This is a genomic window from Streptomyces sp. Ag109_O5-1 (genome assembly GCF_003814875.1).
Lineage (GTDB): Bacteria > Actinomycetota > Actinomycetes > Streptomycetales > Streptomycetaceae > Streptomyces > Streptomyces sasae.
Genome location: NZ_RKQF01000001.1, coordinates 1,807,283 through 1,826,471, shown reverse-complemented (window position 1 = coordinate 1,826,471; position 19,189 = coordinate 1,807,283). Strand labels below are relative to the sequence as shown.

General features: G+C 68.5%; 13 protein-coding genes. 9 read left to right on the top strand and 4 right to left on the bottom strand.

The window, feature by feature from the left end; all coding sequences use genetic code 11:
- Positions 1-36: 36 nt before the first annotated feature.
- Entirely contained in the window at positions 37-1,758 is a 1,722-nt protein-coding gene (locus tag EDD90_RS08290) for a glycoside hydrolase family 6 protein (RefSeq protein WP_123972458.1), read from the top strand.
- 61 nt (positions 1,759-1,819) lie between these two features.
- Here EDD90_RS08290 and EDD90_RS08285 read toward each other — a convergent pair whose 3' ends face one another.
- Entirely contained in the window at positions 1,820-2,596 is a 777-nt protein-coding gene (locus tag EDD90_RS08285) for a phytanoyl-CoA dioxygenase family protein (RefSeq protein WP_260327729.1), read from the bottom strand.
- A 124-nt stretch (positions 2,597-2,720) separates the two neighbouring features.
- On the opposite strand from EDD90_RS08285, the gene EDD90_RS08280 reads away from it, so the two are divergent.
- Both EDD90_RS08280 and EDD90_RS08275 read left to right on the top strand, forming a co-directional pair.
- Positions 2,721-3,614, top strand: a complete 894-nt coding sequence (locus EDD90_RS08280; protein WP_123972456.1) for a trans-aconitate 2-methyltransferase — start codon at positions 2,721-2,723, stop codon at positions 3,612-3,614.
- 83 nt (positions 3,615-3,697) lie between these two features.
- Complete coding sequence (locus tag EDD90_RS08275) at positions 3,698-4,399, top strand: SDR family oxidoreductase (RefSeq protein ID WP_123972455.1); 702 nt, start codon at positions 3,698-3,700, stop codon at positions 4,397-4,399.
- 84 nt (positions 4,400-4,483) lie between these two features.
- Here EDD90_RS08275 and EDD90_RS08270 read toward each other — a convergent pair whose 3' ends face one another.
- Positions 4,484-5,179, bottom strand: a complete 696-nt coding sequence (locus EDD90_RS08270; RefSeq protein WP_123972454.1) for a glycoside hydrolase family 75 protein — start codon at positions 5,177-5,179, stop codon at positions 4,484-4,486.
- A 226-nt stretch (positions 5,180-5,405) separates the two neighbouring features.
- Between EDD90_RS08270 and EDD90_RS08265 the strand changes: the two genes are divergently transcribed.
- A complete protein-coding gene (locus tag EDD90_RS08265; RefSeq protein ID WP_123972453.1) occupies positions 5,406-6,017 on the top strand; it encodes a hypothetical protein in 612 nt (203 codons plus the stop codon).
- A gap of 162 nt (positions 6,018-6,179) precedes the next feature.
- Here the strand turns inward: EDD90_RS08265 and EDD90_RS08260 are convergent, their stop codons facing one another.
- Positions 6,180-7,016, bottom strand: coding sequence for an aldo/keto reductase (locus tag EDD90_RS08260; RefSeq protein ID WP_123972452.1), 837 nt, complete (start codon positions 7,014-7,016; stop codon positions 6,180-6,182).
- A 633-nt stretch (positions 7,017-7,649) separates the two neighbouring features.
- Between EDD90_RS08260 and EDD90_RS08255 the strand changes: the two genes are divergently transcribed.
- Genes EDD90_RS08255 through EDD90_RS08235 form a run of 5 tightly spaced genes read left to right on the top strand, consistent with a single transcriptional unit; the run spans position 7,650 to position 17,174 of the window.
- On the top strand, positions 7,650-8,849 hold the full coding sequence (locus EDD90_RS08255; protein ID WP_123972451.1) for a glycoside hydrolase family 105 protein: 1,200 nt from the start codon (positions 7,650-7,652) through the stop codon (positions 8,847-8,849).
- Positions 8,846-9,634 carry a Tat pathway signal sequence domain protein gene (locus EDD90_RS08250; RefSeq protein ID WP_123972450.1) on the top strand — a complete coding sequence of 263 codons (789 nt, stop codon included), beginning with the start codon at positions 8,846-8,848 and terminating at the stop codon, positions 9,632-9,634. The genes EDD90_RS08255 and EDD90_RS08250 overlap by 4 nt, the downstream gene beginning before the upstream one ends.
- Positions 9,635-9,645: 11 nt before the next feature.
- Positions 9,646-12,879, top strand: a complete 3,234-nt coding sequence (locus EDD90_RS08245; RefSeq protein WP_123972449.1) for a glycosyl hydrolase family 28 protein — start codon at positions 9,646-9,648, stop codon at positions 12,877-12,879.
- On the top strand, positions 12,876-15,128 hold the full coding sequence (locus EDD90_RS08240; protein WP_123972448.1) for an alpha-galactosidase: 2,253 nt from the start codon (positions 12,876-12,878) through the stop codon (positions 15,126-15,128). The genes EDD90_RS08245 and EDD90_RS08240 overlap by 4 nt, the downstream gene beginning before the upstream one ends.
- A 15-nt stretch (positions 15,129-15,143) precedes the next feature.
- Positions 15,144-17,174, top strand: a complete 2,031-nt coding sequence (locus tag EDD90_RS08235) for a PQQ-dependent sugar dehydrogenase (protein ID WP_123972447.1) — start codon at positions 15,144-15,146, stop codon at positions 17,172-17,174.
- A 7-nt stretch (positions 17,175-17,181) separates the two neighbouring features.
- Here the strand turns inward: EDD90_RS08235 and EDD90_RS08230 are convergent, their stop codons facing one another.
- Positions 17,182-19,008 carry a long-chain fatty acid--CoA ligase gene (locus EDD90_RS08230; RefSeq protein ID WP_123972446.1) on the bottom strand — a complete coding sequence of 609 codons (1,827 nt, stop codon included), beginning with the start codon at positions 19,006-19,008 and terminating at the stop codon, positions 17,182-17,184.
- Between the last annotated feature and the right edge of the window lie 181 nt (positions 19,009-19,189).

Here is a 19,189-nt window from a genome sequence, read left to right as displayed (position 1 = left end):
AAGAAGTTCCACCGAAGAAGAAGGAAACCCGCACTCATGAGTCGTACCAGAACAGCGGTACTCGCCGCCCTGGCGCTGGTCGCCGGGGTCTCGGGTCCGGCGGTCGCCGTGACCCCCTCCTCCCAGGCGGCGATCTCCGCGATTCCCTGTACCGTCGACTACAAGATCCAGAACGACTGGGGCTCCGGCTTCACGGCCGCCGTCACGGTCACCAACAACGCGGCGGCGAAGTCGAGTTGGTCGGTGAAGTGGTCGTACGCCGGGAACCAGACGGTGAGCAGCTACTGGAACACCAAGCTGACCCAGAGCGGTACCGCCGTCACCGCGAACAACGAGACCTACAACGGCGCGCTGGCGACCGGCGGTTCGGTCAGCTTCGGCTTCAACGGGACGTACAGCGGCACCAACGCGATCCCGACCGCCTTCACCCTCGACGGCGTCACCTGCAATGTCGACGACGGGAGTGGTGGTGGAGGTTCTGGCGGGGGTGGCGGTGGTACCGGCACCCGTGTCGACAACCCGTACTCCGGCGCCAAGGTGTACGTGAACCCGGAGTGGTCCGCGAAGGCCGCCGCCGAACCGGGCGGCACCCGGGTCTCCAACCAGCCCACCGGGGTCTGGCTCGACCGTATCGCCGCGATCAACGGCGTCAATGGCGGCATGGGCCTGCGCGACCACCTGGACGCGGCCCTCGCGCAGAAGGGCAGCGGCGAGGAAGTCGTCCAGCTGGTCGTCTACGACCTGCCCGGACGCGACTGCTCGGCCCTCGCCTCCAACGGCGAGATCGGCCCGACGGAGATCGACAAGTACAAGACGCAGTTCATCGACCCGATCGCGGCGATCCTCTCCGACAGCAAGTACGCCTCGCTGCGGATCGTCACCACCATCGAGCTCGACTCGCTGCCCAACCTGGTCACCAACACCGGCAGCCGCGCCACCGCCACCGCCAACTGCAACACCATGCTCGCCAACGGCAACTACGTGAAGGGCGTCGGCTACGCCCTGGCCAAACTCGGCGCCATCCCCAACGTCTACAACTACCTGGACGCCGGCCACCACGGCTGGCTCGGCTGGGACGACAACTTCGCCCCCTCCGCCCAGGTCCTCCACCAGGCCGCCACCGCCGAGGGCGCGACCGTCGACGACGTCCAGGGCTTCATCACCAACACGGCCAACTACAGCGCCCTGAAGGAGAACAACTTCACCATCAACGACTCGGTGAACGGCACCTCCGTGCGCCAGTCCAAGTGGGTCGACTGGAACCGCTACGTCGACGAGCTGTCCTTCGCCCAGGCGTTCCGCACGGAACTGGTCTCGGTCGGCTTCAACTCCGGTATCGGCATGCTGATCGACACCTCCCGCAACGGCTGGGGCGGCAGTGCGAGGCCGACCGGCCCCGGCCCGACGACCAGCGTGGACGCGTATGTCGACGGCGGACGTTACGACCGCCGGATCCACGTGGGCAACTGGTGCAACCAGGCCGGAGCCGGCCTCGGCGAGCGCCCGCAGGCCAGCCCGGCCGCCGGGGTCGATGCCTATGTGTGGATGAAGCCCCCGGGGGAGTCGGACGGTTCCAGCTCGGCCATCCCGAACGACGAGGGCAAGGGCTTCGACCAGATGTGCGACCCGACGTACACGGGCAACGCCCGTAACGGCAACAACATGTCCGGCGCCCTGCCGAACGCGCCGCTGTCCGGGCACTGGTTCTCCGCGCAGTTCCAGCAGCTGATGGCCAACGCGTACCCGCCGTTGTCGTAGTGGGCGGGTGGGGAGCTGCGGGCCGTGTGTGGCTGGTCGCGCAGTTCCTCCCCCAGCGCCCCTACGGGGCGCGGGACAGGCCCCGGCGGATGGCGATCTCCACCGGTGAGTAGTTTCCGTCCGGCCGCTCCAGTTCGTAGGGGGCGGCCGGCATCAGTGGTGGCTGGGCCAGGAAGCGGGGGCGGGTGCCGTGGTGCGGCTGGGCCGCGTGCACCAGGAAGGGGTGGCAGAGGTAGACGTCCCCCGGGCGGCCGGTGGCGTACGCGAGCGGGCGGTGTGCGGAGGCCTCGACGACCTCCGGGGCGATCTCCAGCATCGACACGCCCTCCTCGCCGTACGGCTCCAGCACCGCCGGGATGTCGAGGTGCGAGCCGACGCGGATACGGGTGGGCGCGTCCTGCTCGGTCACCTCGGAGAAGAGGAACAGCATCAGCAGCGCGCGGTCGCGGGAGCGCAGGTTCGTGTGGTACCAGCGGGTCTCGACGCCGTCCGGGAGGTAGCTGCCTTCTATGTGCCAGCCGGCGTCGTCCGGCTCCTCCGGATGCGGGAACCGCAGCGGAAAACTTCCCAGCGAATACCGTGGCACCCAGCGGTCCTCGCCCACCAGCAGATCGAACGCCCGGTGCAGTTCGGGGGAGTTGGCGGCCGCCGCGAACGGGCCTTGCGCCATGCCGGCCACCCACACCACCGGGTCCTGCCAGCTGCCGGGGTCGTCCGGGTCGTACCCCGTCTCCCGCCACAGCAGCCGGGCGCAGTCCTCGGCGACCCGCGGCGGGACCGCGCCCTCGATCTTCACGAAGCCGTCGGTCAGGAAGCGTTCCACCAGCTCGTCGTCCATCCGGTCATCGTGGCCCGGCCGCCTTGCCGTACGCATCCGGTTTTTTGCCGCACCGGCAACACGGCTGGCCTCCGGACGGTGCGCCGGAGCACGCTGGCGGCACCCGGACGAGAGGCTGCTCCCCATGGCGCACGATCACCACCACAAGCACGAGCACACGCACCCGCACTCCGACACGGACATCGACTGGGGCGAGATGGCCGGGCACCTGGAGTCACAGGCGGAGCTCTTCGCCCCCCTCTACGAGAACGTCCTGGGCTGGCTCGGCAAGGAGGTCACCGAGCCGGGACTGATCGTCGACCTGGGCAGCGGGCCCGGGGTGGTGTCGTGCCTGTTCGCCGAGGCCTTCCCCGATGCGCGGGTGCTCGCCGTGGACGGCAGCGAACCGCTCCTCGACCGGGCCAGGGCCCGCGCCGAGCGGCAGGGCGTGGGCGACCGCTTCGGTGTCCTCGCCGGTGAACTCCCGGGTGTGCTGGACCAGTTGGACTACCCGGCGGATCTCCTGTGGGCCGGGCACAGCCTGCACCACCTCGGCGACCAGCGGGCCGCGCTCACCGCCTTCGGCGAGCGGCTGGCCCCCGGTGGCACCCTGGCCATCCTCGAAGGCGGCCTGCCCAGCCGTTTCCTGCCCCGCGACATCGGCATCGGCCGGCCCGGGCTCCAGGCGCGGCTGGACGCGGTGCAGGAGGAGTGGTTCGAGCGGATGCGCACCGAACTGCCCGACTCGGTCACCGAGGCCGAGGACTGGCCGGCGCTGCTGGCGGCCGCCGGACTCAAGTACACCCGCAGCCGCAGCTTCCTCATCGACCTGCCCGCTCCGGCCTCCGACCGGGCCCGCAGCTACGCCGTCGAGATCTTCTCCCGGCTGCGCGACACGGTCGGCGAGGGACTCGACACCGACGACCGGGCCACCCTGGACCGGCTCCTCGACCCGGCCGACCCGGCGAGCCTGCACCACAGGTCCGACGTGTTCGTCCTCGGCGCCCGGACGGTCCACACGGCGGTACGGCCCGTATAGGACCGGTCCGGGCCTTGACATCGAGAGCGCTCGAAGTGATGGACTCCGACGGTTCATCGATCACCGGACACCAGGGGGACATCATGAGCGACTCTCCGGTCGCGCTCATCACCGGCGGCGGCAGCGGTATCGGCGCCGCCGTCGCACGCCAACTGCTGGACGCCGGGCACCGGGTGGCCGTCACCGGGCGCGGTGCGGCGCGGCTGCGCGCCTTCGCCGAGGAACTCGGCGAGCCGGACAACCTGTTGACGATCGTCGGCGACGCCGCCGAGTACGAGGACGTCAGGTCCGCGGTCGACAGCACACTCAAGGCGTACGGCCGTCTGGACACCGTCGTCGCCAACGCCGGGTTCGCCACCCACGACACCGTCGCCGAGGGCGACCCGACGGGGTGGGCCGAGATGGTCCTCACCAATGTGCTCGGCCCCGCGCTGCTGATCCGCGCCTCGGCCGACGCCCTGAAGGAGAGCCGGGGCCGGATCGTCCTGGTCGGCAGTGTCGCCGGGTTCGTGAACACGCCCGGCAACCTGTACGGGGCCACCAAGTGGGCGGTCACCGGGCTCGCGGAGAACACCCGCCGCCAGGTCACCGAGTTCGGCATCGGCGTCACCCTGGTCGCGCCGGGCCGGGTGGAGACCCCGTTCTGGGACGGCAACGGCAGTCTGCCGCCCGGCCGTCTGCTGACCGCCGACCAGATCGCGGACTCGGTGGTCTGGGCGATCCGGCAACCGGCCGGCGTCGACGTCAACACCGTCGTCGTACGGCCGCTGGGGCAGCCCAACTGACCTGCCGCGACGGCCCGGTACCGAGATGCGGTACCGGGCCGCCCGCCCTCCCCGGGACCGGACGCCGGCGGGGAACGGCCTCGGTCAGTTGGCGGCGAGGAACTGCTTCGCCAACTGGTCGCCGAGGGACACCGCCGCGCTGTGGCTCTCTATGGGGGACACCTTGGAGTTCTTGAACAGGATGTACGTCACGCCCGAGTCGGCGCCGCCGGTCGCCGGGTCGGGGTCGATGCCGAGCGCCTTGGCGGTGGCGTACGAGGCCTCGCCGATGATCTTCGTGGGGCCGGTGTCACCGACCACCGCGTACTCGACCTTGTTGTTGTAGATCACGGCCACCACTCCGCCGCCCTTGATGCCGGCGCTCGAGTAGTTCCAGATGCTGCTGGAGCTGGGCACCACGATGTAGGGCAGCGACTCGGCCTTCAGCGGCTTGCCGTCGGACTGGTGGAACGCGGTGTCGTCCTGGTACCAGGGGTCGCGGTCCTCGTTGCAGTTGGTGGTCCGCTGGCCGTCACAGTCGATGTCCATGTCGGCCTTCCAGAACACCGCGCCGTTCTTGCCGCACACGGGGATCGTGGCCGAGGTCTCGTCGTCGGTCTTGTACTTGCCGTTCGAGATCTGGGAGCAGGACGTCACCTTGGCGAGCAGGCTCGCCGCGCTGACCGAGCCCTCCTGGGCGGACTTGGGAACGGTGGCGCCGGACGCGTTCGCGGGGAGTACTCCGGCGGCCAGCAGTGCGGCCCCGCAGGCCGCGGCAAGGGTCAGTGTTCGGATGCGCACTGTGGGGGTGCCCTTCTGTTAGGAAAGTTTCCTGACCGGGTGCCGTACAAGGTGGACCCGACTGCATGTCCGCGTCAACCCTTGGATGAGAAGTAGGTTATTTATTGCGCATTGCGACGATATGAGCACAGGGGGAGACTGATGGGGCAGGACATTCCGAACATTTATGCAGGAGCCGTGCGGGGGTTGAGCGGTGGCTCCGATGGCTCCTGGGAGGCGAGGGGTCATGTACGTACGCACGGTCTACGTCACCGGTGATCCGGCGCGGATCGAGGCCGCCGTCAGGGCGCTGAACAGCGAGGGACGCAGCCTGCTGGAGGAGCGTCCCGAGTACCGGGGCGCGTGCGTCTTCGTCGACCGGGAGCTGGGCAAACTGCTCGCGGTGAGCTGGTGGGGCTCCGAGGAGGCCCGGCGCAACAGCGACCAGGTGATGCGCGAGCGGCGCGGGCCCATGCTGGAGCCGTTCGCGGGCACCGTCGCGGTCGAGAACTACGAGGTGGCCGTCTTTCACTCGGTGCAGTTGCCGAGGGTGGGCGGTGGCCTGCGGATCACCAGGGTGGAGTTCGATCCGGTCGACGCGGACCTGTTCGCCGAGACGTTCCGCTCCTCGGCGATACCCCGGCTGGAGACGCTGCCCGGGTTCGCGCGGTGCGCCGTGTTCGTCGACCGGGAGCGCGGCCGGGGCATGGCCGGTTCGCTCTTCGTCGACCGCGCCTCGATGGCCGCCTCCAGGGCCGGCCAGGCCGCGGCCCGCCGCCAGGACGCGGCCAAGGCACAGGTGACCGTGGTCGGTCTGGAGGAGTTCGAGGTCCTCCATGCCGATGTGCACCCCGGTTGACGTGCCCCGCACGGGGAGACGGGGATGCACATGGGAGGCAGGGCCCCGCACGGGGAAGGCGGGGATGCGGAGTGCGGGGTCCGGGAACGCCGACGGCCGTCCTGTCGTACGCACGACGGGACGGCCGTTCGCGAACCGGGCTGCCGCCCGGCGGGTGCCGGTTCAGCCCATGTCGAAGGTGGCCGGGTCCGGGCCGATGCGCCGGTCCTCGTTGAGCGCGCTGATCGCCGCGAGGTCCTCGGTGTCCAGGCTGAAGTCGAACACCTCGATGTTCTCCTTGATCCGGGACGGCGTCACGGACTTCGGGATCACGACGTTGCCGAGCTGGATGTGCCAGCGCAGCACGACCTGGGCCGGCGTGCGGTTGTGCTTCTGCGCGATCGCCACGATCGCCGGCACCTCCAGCAGACCCTTGCCCTGGCCCAGCGGCGACCAGGCCTCGGTGGCGATGCCCTGCTCGTTGTGCAACTCCCGCGCCGCGCGCTGCTGCAGATGCGGGTGCAGCTCGATCTGGTTGACGGCCGGGATGACCGACGTCTCCGCGATCAGCCGCTCCAGGTGCTCCGGAAGGAAGTTGGAGACACCGATCGCCTTGACCCGGCCGTCGGCGTAGAGCTTCTCGAACGCCTTGTACGAGTCGATGTACTTGCCCCGGGCCGGCAGCGGCCAGTGGATGAGGTACAGGTCCAGGTAGTCCAGACCGAGCTTCGCCAGCGACGCGTCGAAGGCGCGCAGCGTCGCGTCGTATCCCTGATCGGCGTTCCAGAGCTTGGTGGTGACGAAGATGTCCTCGCGGGCCACACCGGAGGCGGCGATGGCCTTGCCGGTGCCCTCTTCGTTGCCGTAGATCGCCGCTGTGTCGATGCTGCGGTACCCGGCCTCGAGCGCCGTGGCGACGGCCTGCTCGGCCTCGTCGTCCGGCACCTGCCACACGCCGAAGCCCAGCTGGGGCATCTCGACGCCGTTGTTGAGGATTTTCGGGGGGACCTTGCTGCTCACGAGCTCTCGATCCTTCGGTTGTCGACTGGTGGTACTCCCATCGTCAACGATCACGAGGCGAGATGCATTCCTGACCGGGGAATCCGCCGGAACTGACCGACGGGTCAGGCATCGGCGGCGGAGATTGGCCGGAAACGCATCCCACGGCATGGGTCCGGACCATTGACCGCGGCCTGCTTCTGCCGGGACTCTGGTTCGCACCGTCGGACGTATCGCTGAACCCGGTACAGGGATGTGAACCATTCTGTGGGTTTTCCAGCGGATTCCTGTGAACGTGACCCCCTGTCTGCGCTCTGAGACCCCCCCAACCTCAGGAAAGCAGGTACGCGCCCATGAACGAGACGACCCCCGAGGACCGTCTGCCGGAAACCACCGTTCTGCAGACATCGGATGAAAAGGTCTAGCAAGGCCCAGGTCGCCAGGTTGTGGAGACCGCCCCGGAAGTGACCGGATACACACTGGGTGGCCGCTGACCCACCCCGTGACCGTCATCGCCGAACACCCCTACGACCGGCACCCCTTCAGTCAGCGCGCACACCGGGACGAACCGCCCCCGGCGGCACCATGTCCGCTGTGCCGCGGACCTTGCTCGAACCCCATGCGACTGGTCGGTCGGTCAGGAGAAGGAGGACCATGAAACGCCTGCGAGCCGCCGTCGCGGCCGTCGCCCTCACCACCGCCACCTTGGCCGCGCTCCCCGCGGCCGTACCCCCGCCCGCAGTCGCCGACACCCCGGCCGCCGGAGTGACCAGACCGGCCGCCGCCCCCGACTGGTCCACCGCGGTCGTCGACTCCACCATGGCCCGCTACACCCCGGCCGGCATCGGCGGCTGGTCCTACCCCGTCGGCCTCTACCTCTACGGCCAGTACCTCACCTACAAGCGCACCCACGACCCCCGCTACCTCACCTACATCAAGAGCTACGTCGACCGGTTCGTGAAGGGCGACGGATCGATCGACCAGTCCTTCAACAGCCTGGACAGCATGCAGGCCGGCCGCCTCCTGGTGATCCTGCACCACGAGACCGGCCAGGACCGCTACCGCAAGGCGGCGCAGAAGATCCGCGACCGCCTGAACACCTACCCGCGCACAGCCGACGGCGGCTTCTGGCACGCGGACAGCTCCAGCCGCGCGCACCAGCTCTGGGCGGACGGCGTCTACATGGTGAACCCGTTCCTCGTCGAGTACGGCAAGGAGTTCGGGGACAGCGCGTACACCGACGACGAGGCGGCCAAGCAGCTCTACGTCTACGGCAGCCATCTCCAGGTCGCGAACGGCCTGCTCAAGCACGCCTATGACGAGTCGAAGACGGCGAGTTGGGCGGATCCGGCGACCGGTCTCGCGCCCGAGCACTGGTGCCGTGCCGTCGGCTGGTACGCGATGGCGATCGTGAACGTGCTGGACGCGGTCCCGGCGAACCAGTCACGGCGCCCTCAACTCCTCTCCATTTTCCAGAAGTTGGCGGCGGCCCTGGAGAAGTACCAGGACCCCGCGATCGGGCGCTGGTTCCAGGTGATCGACAAGGGCGGCCGGAGCGACGACTGGACCGAGACCTCCTGCTCCAGCATGTTCACCTACGCCCTCTCCCGCGGCGCACAGCAGCACTACCTCGACCAGCACTACGCGGACGTCGCCCGCCGCGGCTACCAGGGCGTGCTCGCGAAGCTGTCGGTCGGCCCGGACGGCCGCACCGATCTCGCCGACATCTCCGTCGGCACGAACGTCGGCGACTACGCGTACTACGTCGCCCGCACCCGGGCCACCAACGACCTCCACGGCCTCGGGGCCTTCCTGATCATGAATGAGCAACTGCGAGGTGATTCAGTGTCATGAGCACGACATCCAGAAGGGTGGTTCTCGGAGCCGCGCTCGCCGGTGCCACGTCGGCGGCCGTCGGCCTGCCCGCGACCACCGCGCACGCGGCGTCCTGGCAGCTCAAGTGGCAGCCGTCGGCGAGTAGTGACGGACTCGGCGCCTTCGAGACCGTCGAGGACGACCGCGCCGACTCCCACCCCGCCGGGCACCCGCACATCTACGCCACCGGCAACAACTGGCGCTTCAACATGCACACGGTCGACCGCGACACCTCGACCGACCGCCAGCGCCAGGAGGTCACCGGCCTGCGCACGGGTTCCAGCAGCTACCTCAAGTGGAACGAGGGCCAGACCTGGCGGGTCACCTACTCGATGTACATCCCGAGCTCGCTGAAGGCGACCACCACCTTCACGCACATCATGCAGATGAAGCAGCCCGGCAGTGGCACCTCGCCGATCGTCGTGCAGTCCCTGCGGCGGGTGAACGGAAAGCAGACCATCGAGCTGAAACTCGCCATCGACGACATTCTCGTCGGCCGCACCGACCTGGACCCGCTGCACGACAGCTGGACCGACGTCGACTTCCAGATCAAGGTCGGCAACGGCTCGGTGGGTTCGGTCCGCTGGATCCTCAAGTCCGGCGGTTCGACCGTGATCGACGCCTCCAAGACCGGTGTCGACACCTTCCTGGCCGACCGGGTCCGCCCGAAATGGGGCATCTACCGCTCCCTCGGCGACACCTCGGGCTCGCTGCAGGACACCTACCTCCTGCTGACCAATCTCCGCGGCTACCAGCTGGTGTGAGGAACCGTCATATGAAACCCCCCACCGTTCCACGGCATCGTGCTGCCGCGATCGTCCTCTTCGTCCTCGCCGTCGTGCTGGGACTCTCCCACCCGGCGGCCCTCGCCGCCCCGCCCGCCGCTTTGCACCCCGCCGCCGTCTTCGACGTGCGGGACTACGGCGCCAAGGGCGACGGCTCCGCCAACGACTCCTCGGCCATCGACAAGGCCGTCACGGCGGCGAACGCGGCGGGCGGCGGCACGGTCCGCTTCACCGCCGGCACCTACAAGTCCAAGAACACCCTCCACATGAAGAGCCATGTGACGCTCCAGCTCGACAAGGGCGCCACCCTCCAGGGCTCCAGCGCCGACACCTACGACAAGGCGGAGTCCAACCCGTACGACGCCTACCAGGACTACGGCCACAGCCACTTCCACGACGCGATGATCTACGGCGACAAGCTCACCGACATCGGCTTCGTCGGCCAGGGCGTCATCGACGGCGCGGGCAACCTGATCACCGGCAATCCGAAGGCCGGCGAGGCCGACAAGATCATCTCGCTGACCAGGTGCGACGGCCTCCGCATCGGCGACGGCCTCACGCTCCGCCGGGGCGGCCACTTCGCGGCGCTGATCAACGGCTGCAAGAACGTGACCTCCGACCACCTGACCATCGACACCGCGAGCGACCGCGACGGCTGGAACGTCATCTCCACGACGAACGCCACGATCACCAACGCCACCATCCACGCCAACGACGACGCCCTGGTCTTCAAGAGCGACTACGCGCTCGGCGCCAAGCTGCCCAACGGGCATGTCCGGGTGAGCGATTCGACGCTCGGCGCCAAGTGCTGCAACGCCCTGATGTTCGGCTCCGAGACCTGCGGCGACTTCTCGGACTACCAGTTCGAGAACATCCGCATCGACGGCGCCGACAAGTCGGGCCTCGGCATGGTGTCGATGGACGGCGCGAAGATCTCGGACGTCCACTACCGCGACATCACGATGACGAACGTCCACTCGCCGATCATGGAGAAGATCGGGACGAGGAAACGCTGCGGGAACAGTCCGGGTGTCGGATCGATCAGCGACGTCACGTACGACAACATCACCGCCACCGGCAACAGCCCCTCCTTCAGCCCGACCCTGTGGGGCGAGAGCGGCCACCGCATCAGCGGGATCACCTTCAACCACGTCAACGTCACCGTCCCCGGCGGCAACGGCACCATGGCCACGGGCGTGCCCAGCAACGACCCGAACGACTACAACCCCAAGGCCATCGGCACCCGGCCCGCCTACGGCTGGTACCTGCACAACGCCGACCACGTCCAATTCACGGACAGCAGTGTGAAGTTCGCCGCGGACGACGGCCGCCCGGCGCTCATCGCCAACGCGGCGAGCGACATCCGCCTCACCCGGTTCACCGCGCAGAAGGGCGGCGACTCGCCGTACGACATCGGCCTCCAGGACGCCACCGGAGCCTGCCTGACGGACAGTCACAACACCTCCGGCGGCGCACTGCGCGTCTCCGGCACCCAGGACTGCACGGCGGCCGCGAAGCCACTCGACCTGGAGAACCCCCGCCAGGACTTCCTCCGCAACTCCGTCGGCGGCCTCTTCCTGCACTGGGGCCTGCGCACCGCCCCCGCCCATACCAGCTGCACCGCCTGGGAGAACGACGTCACCAACGGCGGCTGGACCCCCGACTACTGGGTGAACGAGGCCCAGAAGCTGCACACCCAGTACCTGGTCCTCGCCACCTTCCACAGCCGCCTCGGCTACGCCCGGCCCTGGCCCTCCAAGATCCCCGGCTCCTGCTCGACCAAGCGGGACTTCCTCGGCGAGCTGATCACCGCCGCCAAGGCCAAGGGCATGAAGGTCATCCTCTACATGACCAACGACCCCCAGTGGCACGACGAGGGCGGCCATGAGTGGCTCGACTCGGCCGCCTACTCCGCCTACAAGGGCAAGAACGTCGACCTGACCACCAACGACGGCTTCGGGCAGTTCAGTTACGACAACTTCTTCGAGGTCATGGACCGCTATCCCGACCTCGGCGGCTTCTGGATCGACAACGACAACGCGTACTGGGAGAGCCACGACCTCTACCAGCAGATCTACCAGAAGCGCCCCAACTACACCCTCAGCAACAACAACGAAGACACGCCGATCATGGACATGATCAGCAACGAGCAGAAGACCGGCATGACCCCGGCCTACGACTACCCACAGGCCGTTTACACCGCCCAACCCCGCCTAACCGAGGCCGACTTCAAACTGCCCTCCACCGGTGCCTGGTGGTACGACGGCTCGGACCCGACCGTCGACCGCATGCTCACCCTGGGCAGGCTGATCACCAACGTGGGCTCCTCGGTGAAGGCGTTGATGGCGGAGACCGCTCAGGTCAACGGCAAGTTCCCGAGCAACCAGGCCGCCTTCAACACCTTCGCGAACAGCTACCTCGACCCCATCTGGGAGTCCCTGTACGGCACCGAGGGCGGCGGCTATATGTACGGCGGCCTCAAACCCGGCTTCTGGAACGACGGCGCCCACGGCGTGACGACCGTCGCCAAGAACGATCCGAACCGCCAGTACATCCACGTCCTGACCCCGCCCAGCACCACCACCCTGCGCATCCGCGACAACGGCTACTGCATCGCCTCCGTCACCAACCTCCGCACCGGCAAGGCGGTTTCGTGGTCGCAGTCGGGCGGCGTCCTGACCCTGACCGGCCTCGGCGACTGGGACCCGTACGACACCGTCTTCAAGGTCACCACCGCCGGCCGCCAGGGCATCCTCACCGGCGTCAAGGTGACCGCGAGCGCCGCGGCGAGCGGACATGCCGGATCGGCCGCCGGTGACGGCGACTACCTCACCTACTGGGACAACAACAAGACCTTGCCCGTGAGCCTCACCTTCGACCTCGGCTCGGCGAAGAAGGTGCAGTACCTCGGGCTCAACCAGCGCGAGGACTCCGTCGCCTACGCCCGCTCGGACACCGAGCAGTCGGCGCGGATCAAGGACTACAAGGTGTACGTCAGCGACGACGGCACGAACTGGGGGAGCGCGGTCAAGTCCGGGCAGCTTCCCAGCCGCCGCGGCATCCAGGGCATCGACCTGACCGCCACCGACGCCCGCTACGTCCGCCTCGAAGTCGACAGCACCTGGGCCGCCGCCACCGACTCCACCCGGTACAAGCGGCTGCGGATCGACGAGGCGTGGATCGGGACGTCGTACGCCACACCTGCGAACGGGGGACAGTCATGAAACGCGTCAGAACGCTCACGGCCGCGGTGGCCGGTCTGCTCGTGGCGGCCGCCGTGCCGCTTCTGGGCACGGCCGCCCAGCCGGCCGCCGCCTCCGACAACGGCCAGGCGACTCACCCCGCCATGGGCTGGAGCAGCTGGAGTTTCGTACGCCGCCAGCCCACCGAGGCGAAGATCGAGGCCCAGGCCGACGCACTGGCGTCGAGCGGCCTCAAGGACCACGGCTTCGTCCACGTCAACCTCGACGACTTCTGGCAGAAGTGCGACAGCAACGGCTTCGTCGTCGACTCCTACGGCCGCTGGACCGCCGACACCGCCAAGTTCCCGTCCGGCATCAAGGCGGTCGCCGACTACGTCCACTCCAAGGGCCTGAAGTTCGGCTTCTACGTGACGCCCGGCATCGCGAAGAACGCCGTCCTGAAGAACACGCCGATCGAGGGCACGTCGTACCACGCGAAGGACATCGCGGACACCTCGAAGACGGAGAAGAACTACAACTGCAAGAACATGTACTACATCGACTACGGGAAGCCCGGCGCCCAGGAGTTCGTCAACTCCTGGGCGAAGCAGTTCGCTTCCTGGGGCGTCGACTACCTGAAGATCGACGGCGTGGGCAGCCAGGACGTCCCCGACGTACAGGCCTGGGACAAGGCACTGCGGGCGAGCGGACGGCCCATCACCTTCGCCCTCTCCAACAACCTGCCGATCGCCGACGCCCCCACCTGGCGCGGGCTCGCCAACAGCTGGCGCACGCAGGGTGACGTGGAGTGCTACTGCGGGCCCGGCGACAACGGCAGCGGCTACCCGCTGACCGACTGGTCCCATGTCTCCAAGCGGTTCGACTCGGCCGCCTCCTGGCAGCCGTACGCCGGACCCGGCGGCTGGAACGACCTGGACTCGCTGGAGATCGGCAACGGCGACCAGGCGGGTCTCACCGCCGACCAGCGCCGCTCCCACTTCACGCTCTGGTCGATGGCGGCGGCCCCGCTGCTGCTCGGCACCGACCTCACCCACCTCGACACCGTCGACAAGGCCATGCTCACCAACGACCGGCTGATCGGCGTCGACCAGGACGGGGTGGCCGCCAAACGGATCGTGAACAGCGGGGTCGACCAGGTGTGGAGCAAGAAGGAGAGCGACGGCCAGTACGTCGTGGCCCTCTTCAACACCGGAACCTCCGGCAGCTCCACGGCCGCCGTCGACTGGTCCCAGGTCGGCTTCACCGGTTCCGGCGACGTCACCGACCTGTGGTCCGGCTCCCACAAGGGCGTGATCGCGAACTCCTACAGCGCCACCCTGCGTCCGGGCGAGACCCGCCTGATCCGGGTCAAGCCCCTCAACTCCCTGACGTCCGCGGCTGCTTCGCCGGGCTTCGCCGTCGCCCCCTACGAGTACCTCGGCTGGGGCAGCCCGCAGAACCCGACCTCGGTGATGTCGGCGACCGGCGTCAAGTGGTTCACCCTCGCCTTCGTCCTCTCCGACGGCACCTGCAATCCCAAGTGGGACGGCTCGCGCCCGCTCACGGGCGGCGACGACCAGGCGAAGATCAACGCGATCCGTGCGGCCGGCGGAGACGTGGTCGTGTCGGTCGGCGGCTGGAGCGGCGACAAGCTGGGGGAGAAGTGCTCCAGCGCCGCCGCGCTCGCCGGCGCGTACCAGAAGGTGATCAGCGCCTACCAGTTGAAGGCCCTCGACATCGACATCGAGAACACCGAGTGGTCCAACGCGACCGTACGGCAACGGGTCGTCGACGCGCTGAAGACGGTCAAGGCGAACAACCCGGGCCTGAAGACGGTCATCACCTTCGGGACCACGACCGGCGGACCCGACTCCACCGGCGCCGACATGATCAAGCGGGCCGCCAACTCGGGCCTGGCGAACGACGTCTGGTGCATCATGCCGTTCGACTTCGGCGGCGGCACCACGAACATGGGCACCCTCACCACCCAGGCCATGGAAGGGCTCAAGGCCAAGGTCAAGTCGGCCTACGGCTACAGCGACACCACCGCCTACGCCCACATCGGCCTGTCCTCGATGAACGGGAAGACGGACGACTCCGGTGAACGGGTCCGCGTCGCCGACTTCAAGACCATGCTCGGCTACGCCCAGCAGCACCACATCGGCCGCCTCACCTACTGGTCCGTCAACCGCGACCGGGCCTGCGGCTCCGGCACCGGCGGCGACGCCTGCAGCGGTGTGTCGCAGCAGCCGTACGACTACCTCAAGGTCTTCGCCCAGTACACGGGCTGAGAGGGAGCAACCCCCATGAATCTCAGGAGAGTTCTGCCCTACGGCCTCGCCGCGGCGCTCGCGCTGCCGCTGGCCGGCCTGAGCCAGGGCACCGCCCTCGCGGCCACCGACTACCAGGCCGAGGACGCCACCATCTCGCAGGGCACGGTCGCCACCAACCACACCGGTTACACCGGCACCGGCTTCGTCGACTACACCAACATCAAGGGCTCGTACGTGGAGTTCACGGTGAGCGCGGCCGCCGCGGGCACCTCGTCCCTCACCCTGCGCTTCGCCAACGGCACCGCCACCGACCGGCCGATGGACATCTCCGTCAACGGCACGGTCGTCGCCTCCGCGGTCTCCTTCCCGGCCACCGCCGACTGGAACACCTGGGTGACCAAGTCGGTCAACGTGCCGCTGACCGCGGGCACCAACAAGATCCGGGCGACCGCGACCACCGCCGACGGCGGCCCCAACCTGGACCGGATCAGCGTCGGCGCGGCGGCCGACACCCAGGCCCCCACCCGCCCCGGCCAGCCGTCCTGCTCCGACATCGGCGAGGACGGGCTCACCCTGAACTGGGGCGCGGCCACGGACGACGTGGGCGTGACGGCGTACGACCTCTACGAGCACGGCAACAAGATCGGTGAGGCGCCCGGGAGTTCGACGTCGAAGACCCTCACCGGGCTGACCCCGAACACCACCTACGACCTCACCGTCATCGCCCGGGACGCGGCCGGCAACACCTCGCCTGCCAGTCCCGTCGTCGACTGCACGACGAAACCGAGCAGCGACACCACACCGCCGACCGCGCCCGGCACCCTCACCACGGCCGACATCACCGCGAACACCGTCGACCTCACCTGGGGTGCGTCCACGGACGACCGCGCGGTGACCGCGTACGACATCCGCAGCGGGGACACCGTCTACAAGACGGTCACCGGCGCCACGACCACCACCCTCACCGGTCTGGCCTGCGACAGCCCCTACACCCTGGACGTCGTCGCCCGCGACGCCGCCGGCAACGTCTCCCAGCCGAGCAACGCCGTCACCTTCACCACCAAGGCCTGCGCCACCGACGGCGGCACCCCCTCCTCCATCGCCACGCTCTCCAGCGGCTGGACGATCCCCTGGGGCACCTACTGGATGCCCGACGGCAAGACCGCGCTGGTCACCGAGCGGGACGACTTCCGGGTCTGGAAGGTGACCAAGGACGGCACGAAGACCCAGGTCGGGACCGTCCCGAACGCCGTCACCACCAACGGCGAGGGCGGGCTGCTCGGCGTCGCCGTCGACCCGAAATGGGAGACCAACCACTACGTCTACTTCATGCACACCGCCGACGAGGGCAACCGGGTCGTCCGCATGACCTACGACGGCAGCACACTCGGCGACTACAAGATCCTGCTCCAGGGCATCAAGAAGAACCGGTACCACAACGGCGGACGGCTGCTCTTCGGCCCGGACGGCTATCTCTACGTCTCGACAGGGGAGGCCCAGACACCGGACCTGGCACAGGACAAGAACTCCCTCAACGGCAAGATCCTGCGGATGACGACCGACGGCAAGCCGGCCCCCGGCAACCCGTTCGGGAACTACGTCTACAGCCTCGGCCACCGCAACCCGCAGGGCCTCGCCTTCGACCGCAACGGACGGCTGTGGGAGGCCGAGTTCGGCAACAGCTCCAAGGACGAGCTGAACCTCATCAAGCCGGGTGCCAACTACGGCTGGCCGACCTGTGAGGGCACCTGCTCGGTCGCCGGGATGACCAACCCCAAGGCCACCTGGAACGTCTCCGAGGCGTCCCCGAGCGGTATCGCCATCGTCCGCAACGTCGTCTACATGGCGTCCCTGCGCGGCGAGCGGCTCTGGCGGATCCCGATCAACGGCAACGCGGAGACGGTCGGCACCCCGACGGCGTACTACGTCGGCACCTATGGGCGGCTGCGGACCGTGACCAAGGTGCCCGGCGCCGACCAGCTGTGGCTGTCCACCACCAACTGCGACAACAACGGCAACCAGCCGGACGGATCCGACAAGCTCTTCCGGATCACCATCAGTTGACGTGCCGTCAGGCCCGGTAGAGGGCCTCGACCTCGTTGGCGTAGGCGTTCTCGATCGCCTTGCGCTTCAGCTTCAACGACGGGGTCAGCAGACCGTGTTCCTCGGTGAACGGCTGGGCGAGGATACGGAACGTACGGATCGACTCGGCCTGTGAGACCAGGGTGTTGGCGGCCACCACGGCCCGCCGCACCTCGGTCTCCAGGTCGGCGTCCCGCACCAGCTGGGCCGCGGACATCTGGGGTTTGCCGCGCATGGTCAGCCAGTGCTCGACCGCCTCGGTGTCGAGGGTGACCAGGGCGGCGATGTAGGGGCGGTCGTTGCCGACGACGATGCACTGGTTGACCAGCGGATGGTCGCGGACCCGTTCCTCCAGGACACCGGGGGAGACGCTCTTGCCGCCGGAGGTCACCAGGATCTCCTTCTTGCGGCCGGTGATGGTGAGGTAGCCGTCCTCGTCCAGGGAGCCCAGGTCGCCGGTGGCCAGCCAGCCGTCGTGCAGGGTGGCGTCGGTGGCCTTCTGGTTGTTCAGGTAGCCCTGGAAGACGTTGGTGCCGTTCAGCCAGATCTCCCCGTCGTCCGCGATGTGCACGGTGGCACCGGGAATGGCCTGGCCGACCGTGCCGTACCGGGTGCGCTCGGGGGGATTGATGGTCGCGGCCGCCGTCGACTCGGTCAGGCCGTAGCCCTCGTAGATCTGCACGCCCGCCCCGGCGAAAAACAGGCCGAGTCTGCGGTCCATGGCCGAGCCGCCGGACACGGCGTTGCGGATTCGGCCGCCCAACGCGGCGCGCACCTTGGAGTAGACGAGCTTCTCGAAGAGCTGGTGCTGCATGCGCAGCCCTGCCGACGGGCCAGGCCCGGTGCCCCACGCCTTCGCCTCGACCGCGTCCGCGTACTTCACCGCGAGCTCGACCGCCTTCTCGAACGGCCCGCCCTTGCCCTCCTTCTCCGCCTTCCGTCGCGCCGCGTTGTACACCTTCTCGAAGATGTACGGCACGGCCACCACGAACGTCGGCTTGAACGCGGCCAGATCGGGCAGCAGTGCGGCCGCGCTCAGCTGGGGCTGGTGGCCGAAGCGGACGCCGTGCCGGACCGCGGCCACCTCCACCAGCCGGCCGAGGACGTGCGACAGCGGCAGGAACAGCAGCGTCGAGACCTCTTCGTTCTTCTTCGAGTGGAACACCGGCTCCCAGCGGCCGACGACCGTATCCGCCTCGTACATGAAGTTTCCATGCGAGATCACACAGCCCTTGGGCCGGCCCGTGGTGCCCGAGGTGTAGATGACCGTGGCGACCGACTCCGGGGTCACCGCCTGCCGGTGCCGGTGCACGACCTCGTCGTCCAGGTGCGCACCTGCGTCGTACAGCTCCTGCACCGCGCCCGAGTCCAGCTGCCACAACTGGTGCAGTCGCGGCAGCCGGTCGATGACGGTGGCGATCGTCATCGCGTGGTCCTCGTGCTCGACGATCGCGGCCGTGCATTCCGCGTCGTACAGCATCCAGAAGCACTGCTCGGCCGACGACGTCGGGTAGACCGGCACCACCTGGGCGCCGATCGTCCACAGCGCGAAGTCGAAGAGGGTCCACTCGTAGCGGGTGCGGGACATGATCGCGACCCGGTCGCCGAACCGGATGCCCCGCGCGAGGAGCCCCTTGGCGAGGGCCAGGACCTCGTCGCGGAACTCGGCGGAGGTCACGTCCCGCCACTGGCCGAGGTCGTCCTTGCGGCCCAGGGCGATGTGCAGCGGCTCCGTCTCGGCACGCTCGAACACACAGTCGGCCAGACCGCCGACCGGCGGTGCCGACGCCAATGGCGGGTTGGTGAACTCGCGCAAACCCCGCTCCCCGGTTCTCGCTCCACAGTCTCACTGGTGACGCTCCGCACAGCGCCGTGAAAGCTACCCCACTGGAAGACCGTTCGGGAGGGGGGTGCGAAAACAAGCATTGCTCTCGTATCGTCGCGCCCTCGTCGGGAAAATGCGCTCACATACGGAAGGGTCGGACACAATTCTTACG

What these genes read in the sequence shown, in the direction of transcription:
- EDD90_RS08290 (WP_123972458.1), top strand. Translation starts at nt 37, where the DNA reads ATGAGTCGTACCAGAACAGCGGTACTCGCCGCCCTGGCGCTGGTCGCC.
- EDD90_RS08285 (WP_260327729.1), bottom strand. Translation starts at nt 2,596, where the DNA reads ATGGACGACGAGCTGGTGGAACGCTTCCTGACCGACGGCTTCGTGAAG.
- EDD90_RS08280 (WP_123972456.1), top strand. Translation starts at nt 2,721, where the DNA reads ATGGCGCACGATCACCACCACAAGCACGAGCACACGCACCCGCACTCC.
- EDD90_RS08275 (WP_123972455.1), top strand. Translation starts at nt 3,698, where the DNA reads ATGAGCGACTCTCCGGTCGCGCTCATCACCGGCGGCGGCAGCGGTATC.
- EDD90_RS08265 (WP_123972453.1), top strand. Translation starts at nt 5,406, where the DNA reads ATGTACGTACGCACGGTCTACGTCACCGGTGATCCGGCGCGGATCGAG.
- EDD90_RS08255 (WP_123972451.1), top strand. Translation starts at nt 7,650, where the DNA reads ATGAAACGCCTGCGAGCCGCCGTCGCGGCCGTCGCCCTCACCACCGCC.
- EDD90_RS08250 (WP_123972450.1), top strand. Translation starts at nt 8,846, where the DNA reads ATGAGCACGACATCCAGAAGGGTGGTTCTCGGAGCCGCGCTCGCCGGT.
- EDD90_RS08245 (WP_123972449.1), top strand. Translation starts at nt 9,646, where the DNA reads ATGAAACCCCCCACCGTTCCACGGCATCGTGCTGCCGCGATCGTCCTC.
- EDD90_RS08240 (WP_123972448.1), top strand. Translation starts at nt 12,876, where the DNA reads ATGAAACGCGTCAGAACGCTCACGGCCGCGGTGGCCGGTCTGCTCGTG.
- EDD90_RS08235 (WP_123972447.1), top strand. Translation starts at nt 15,144, where the DNA reads ATGAATCTCAGGAGAGTTCTGCCCTACGGCCTCGCCGCGGCGCTCGCG.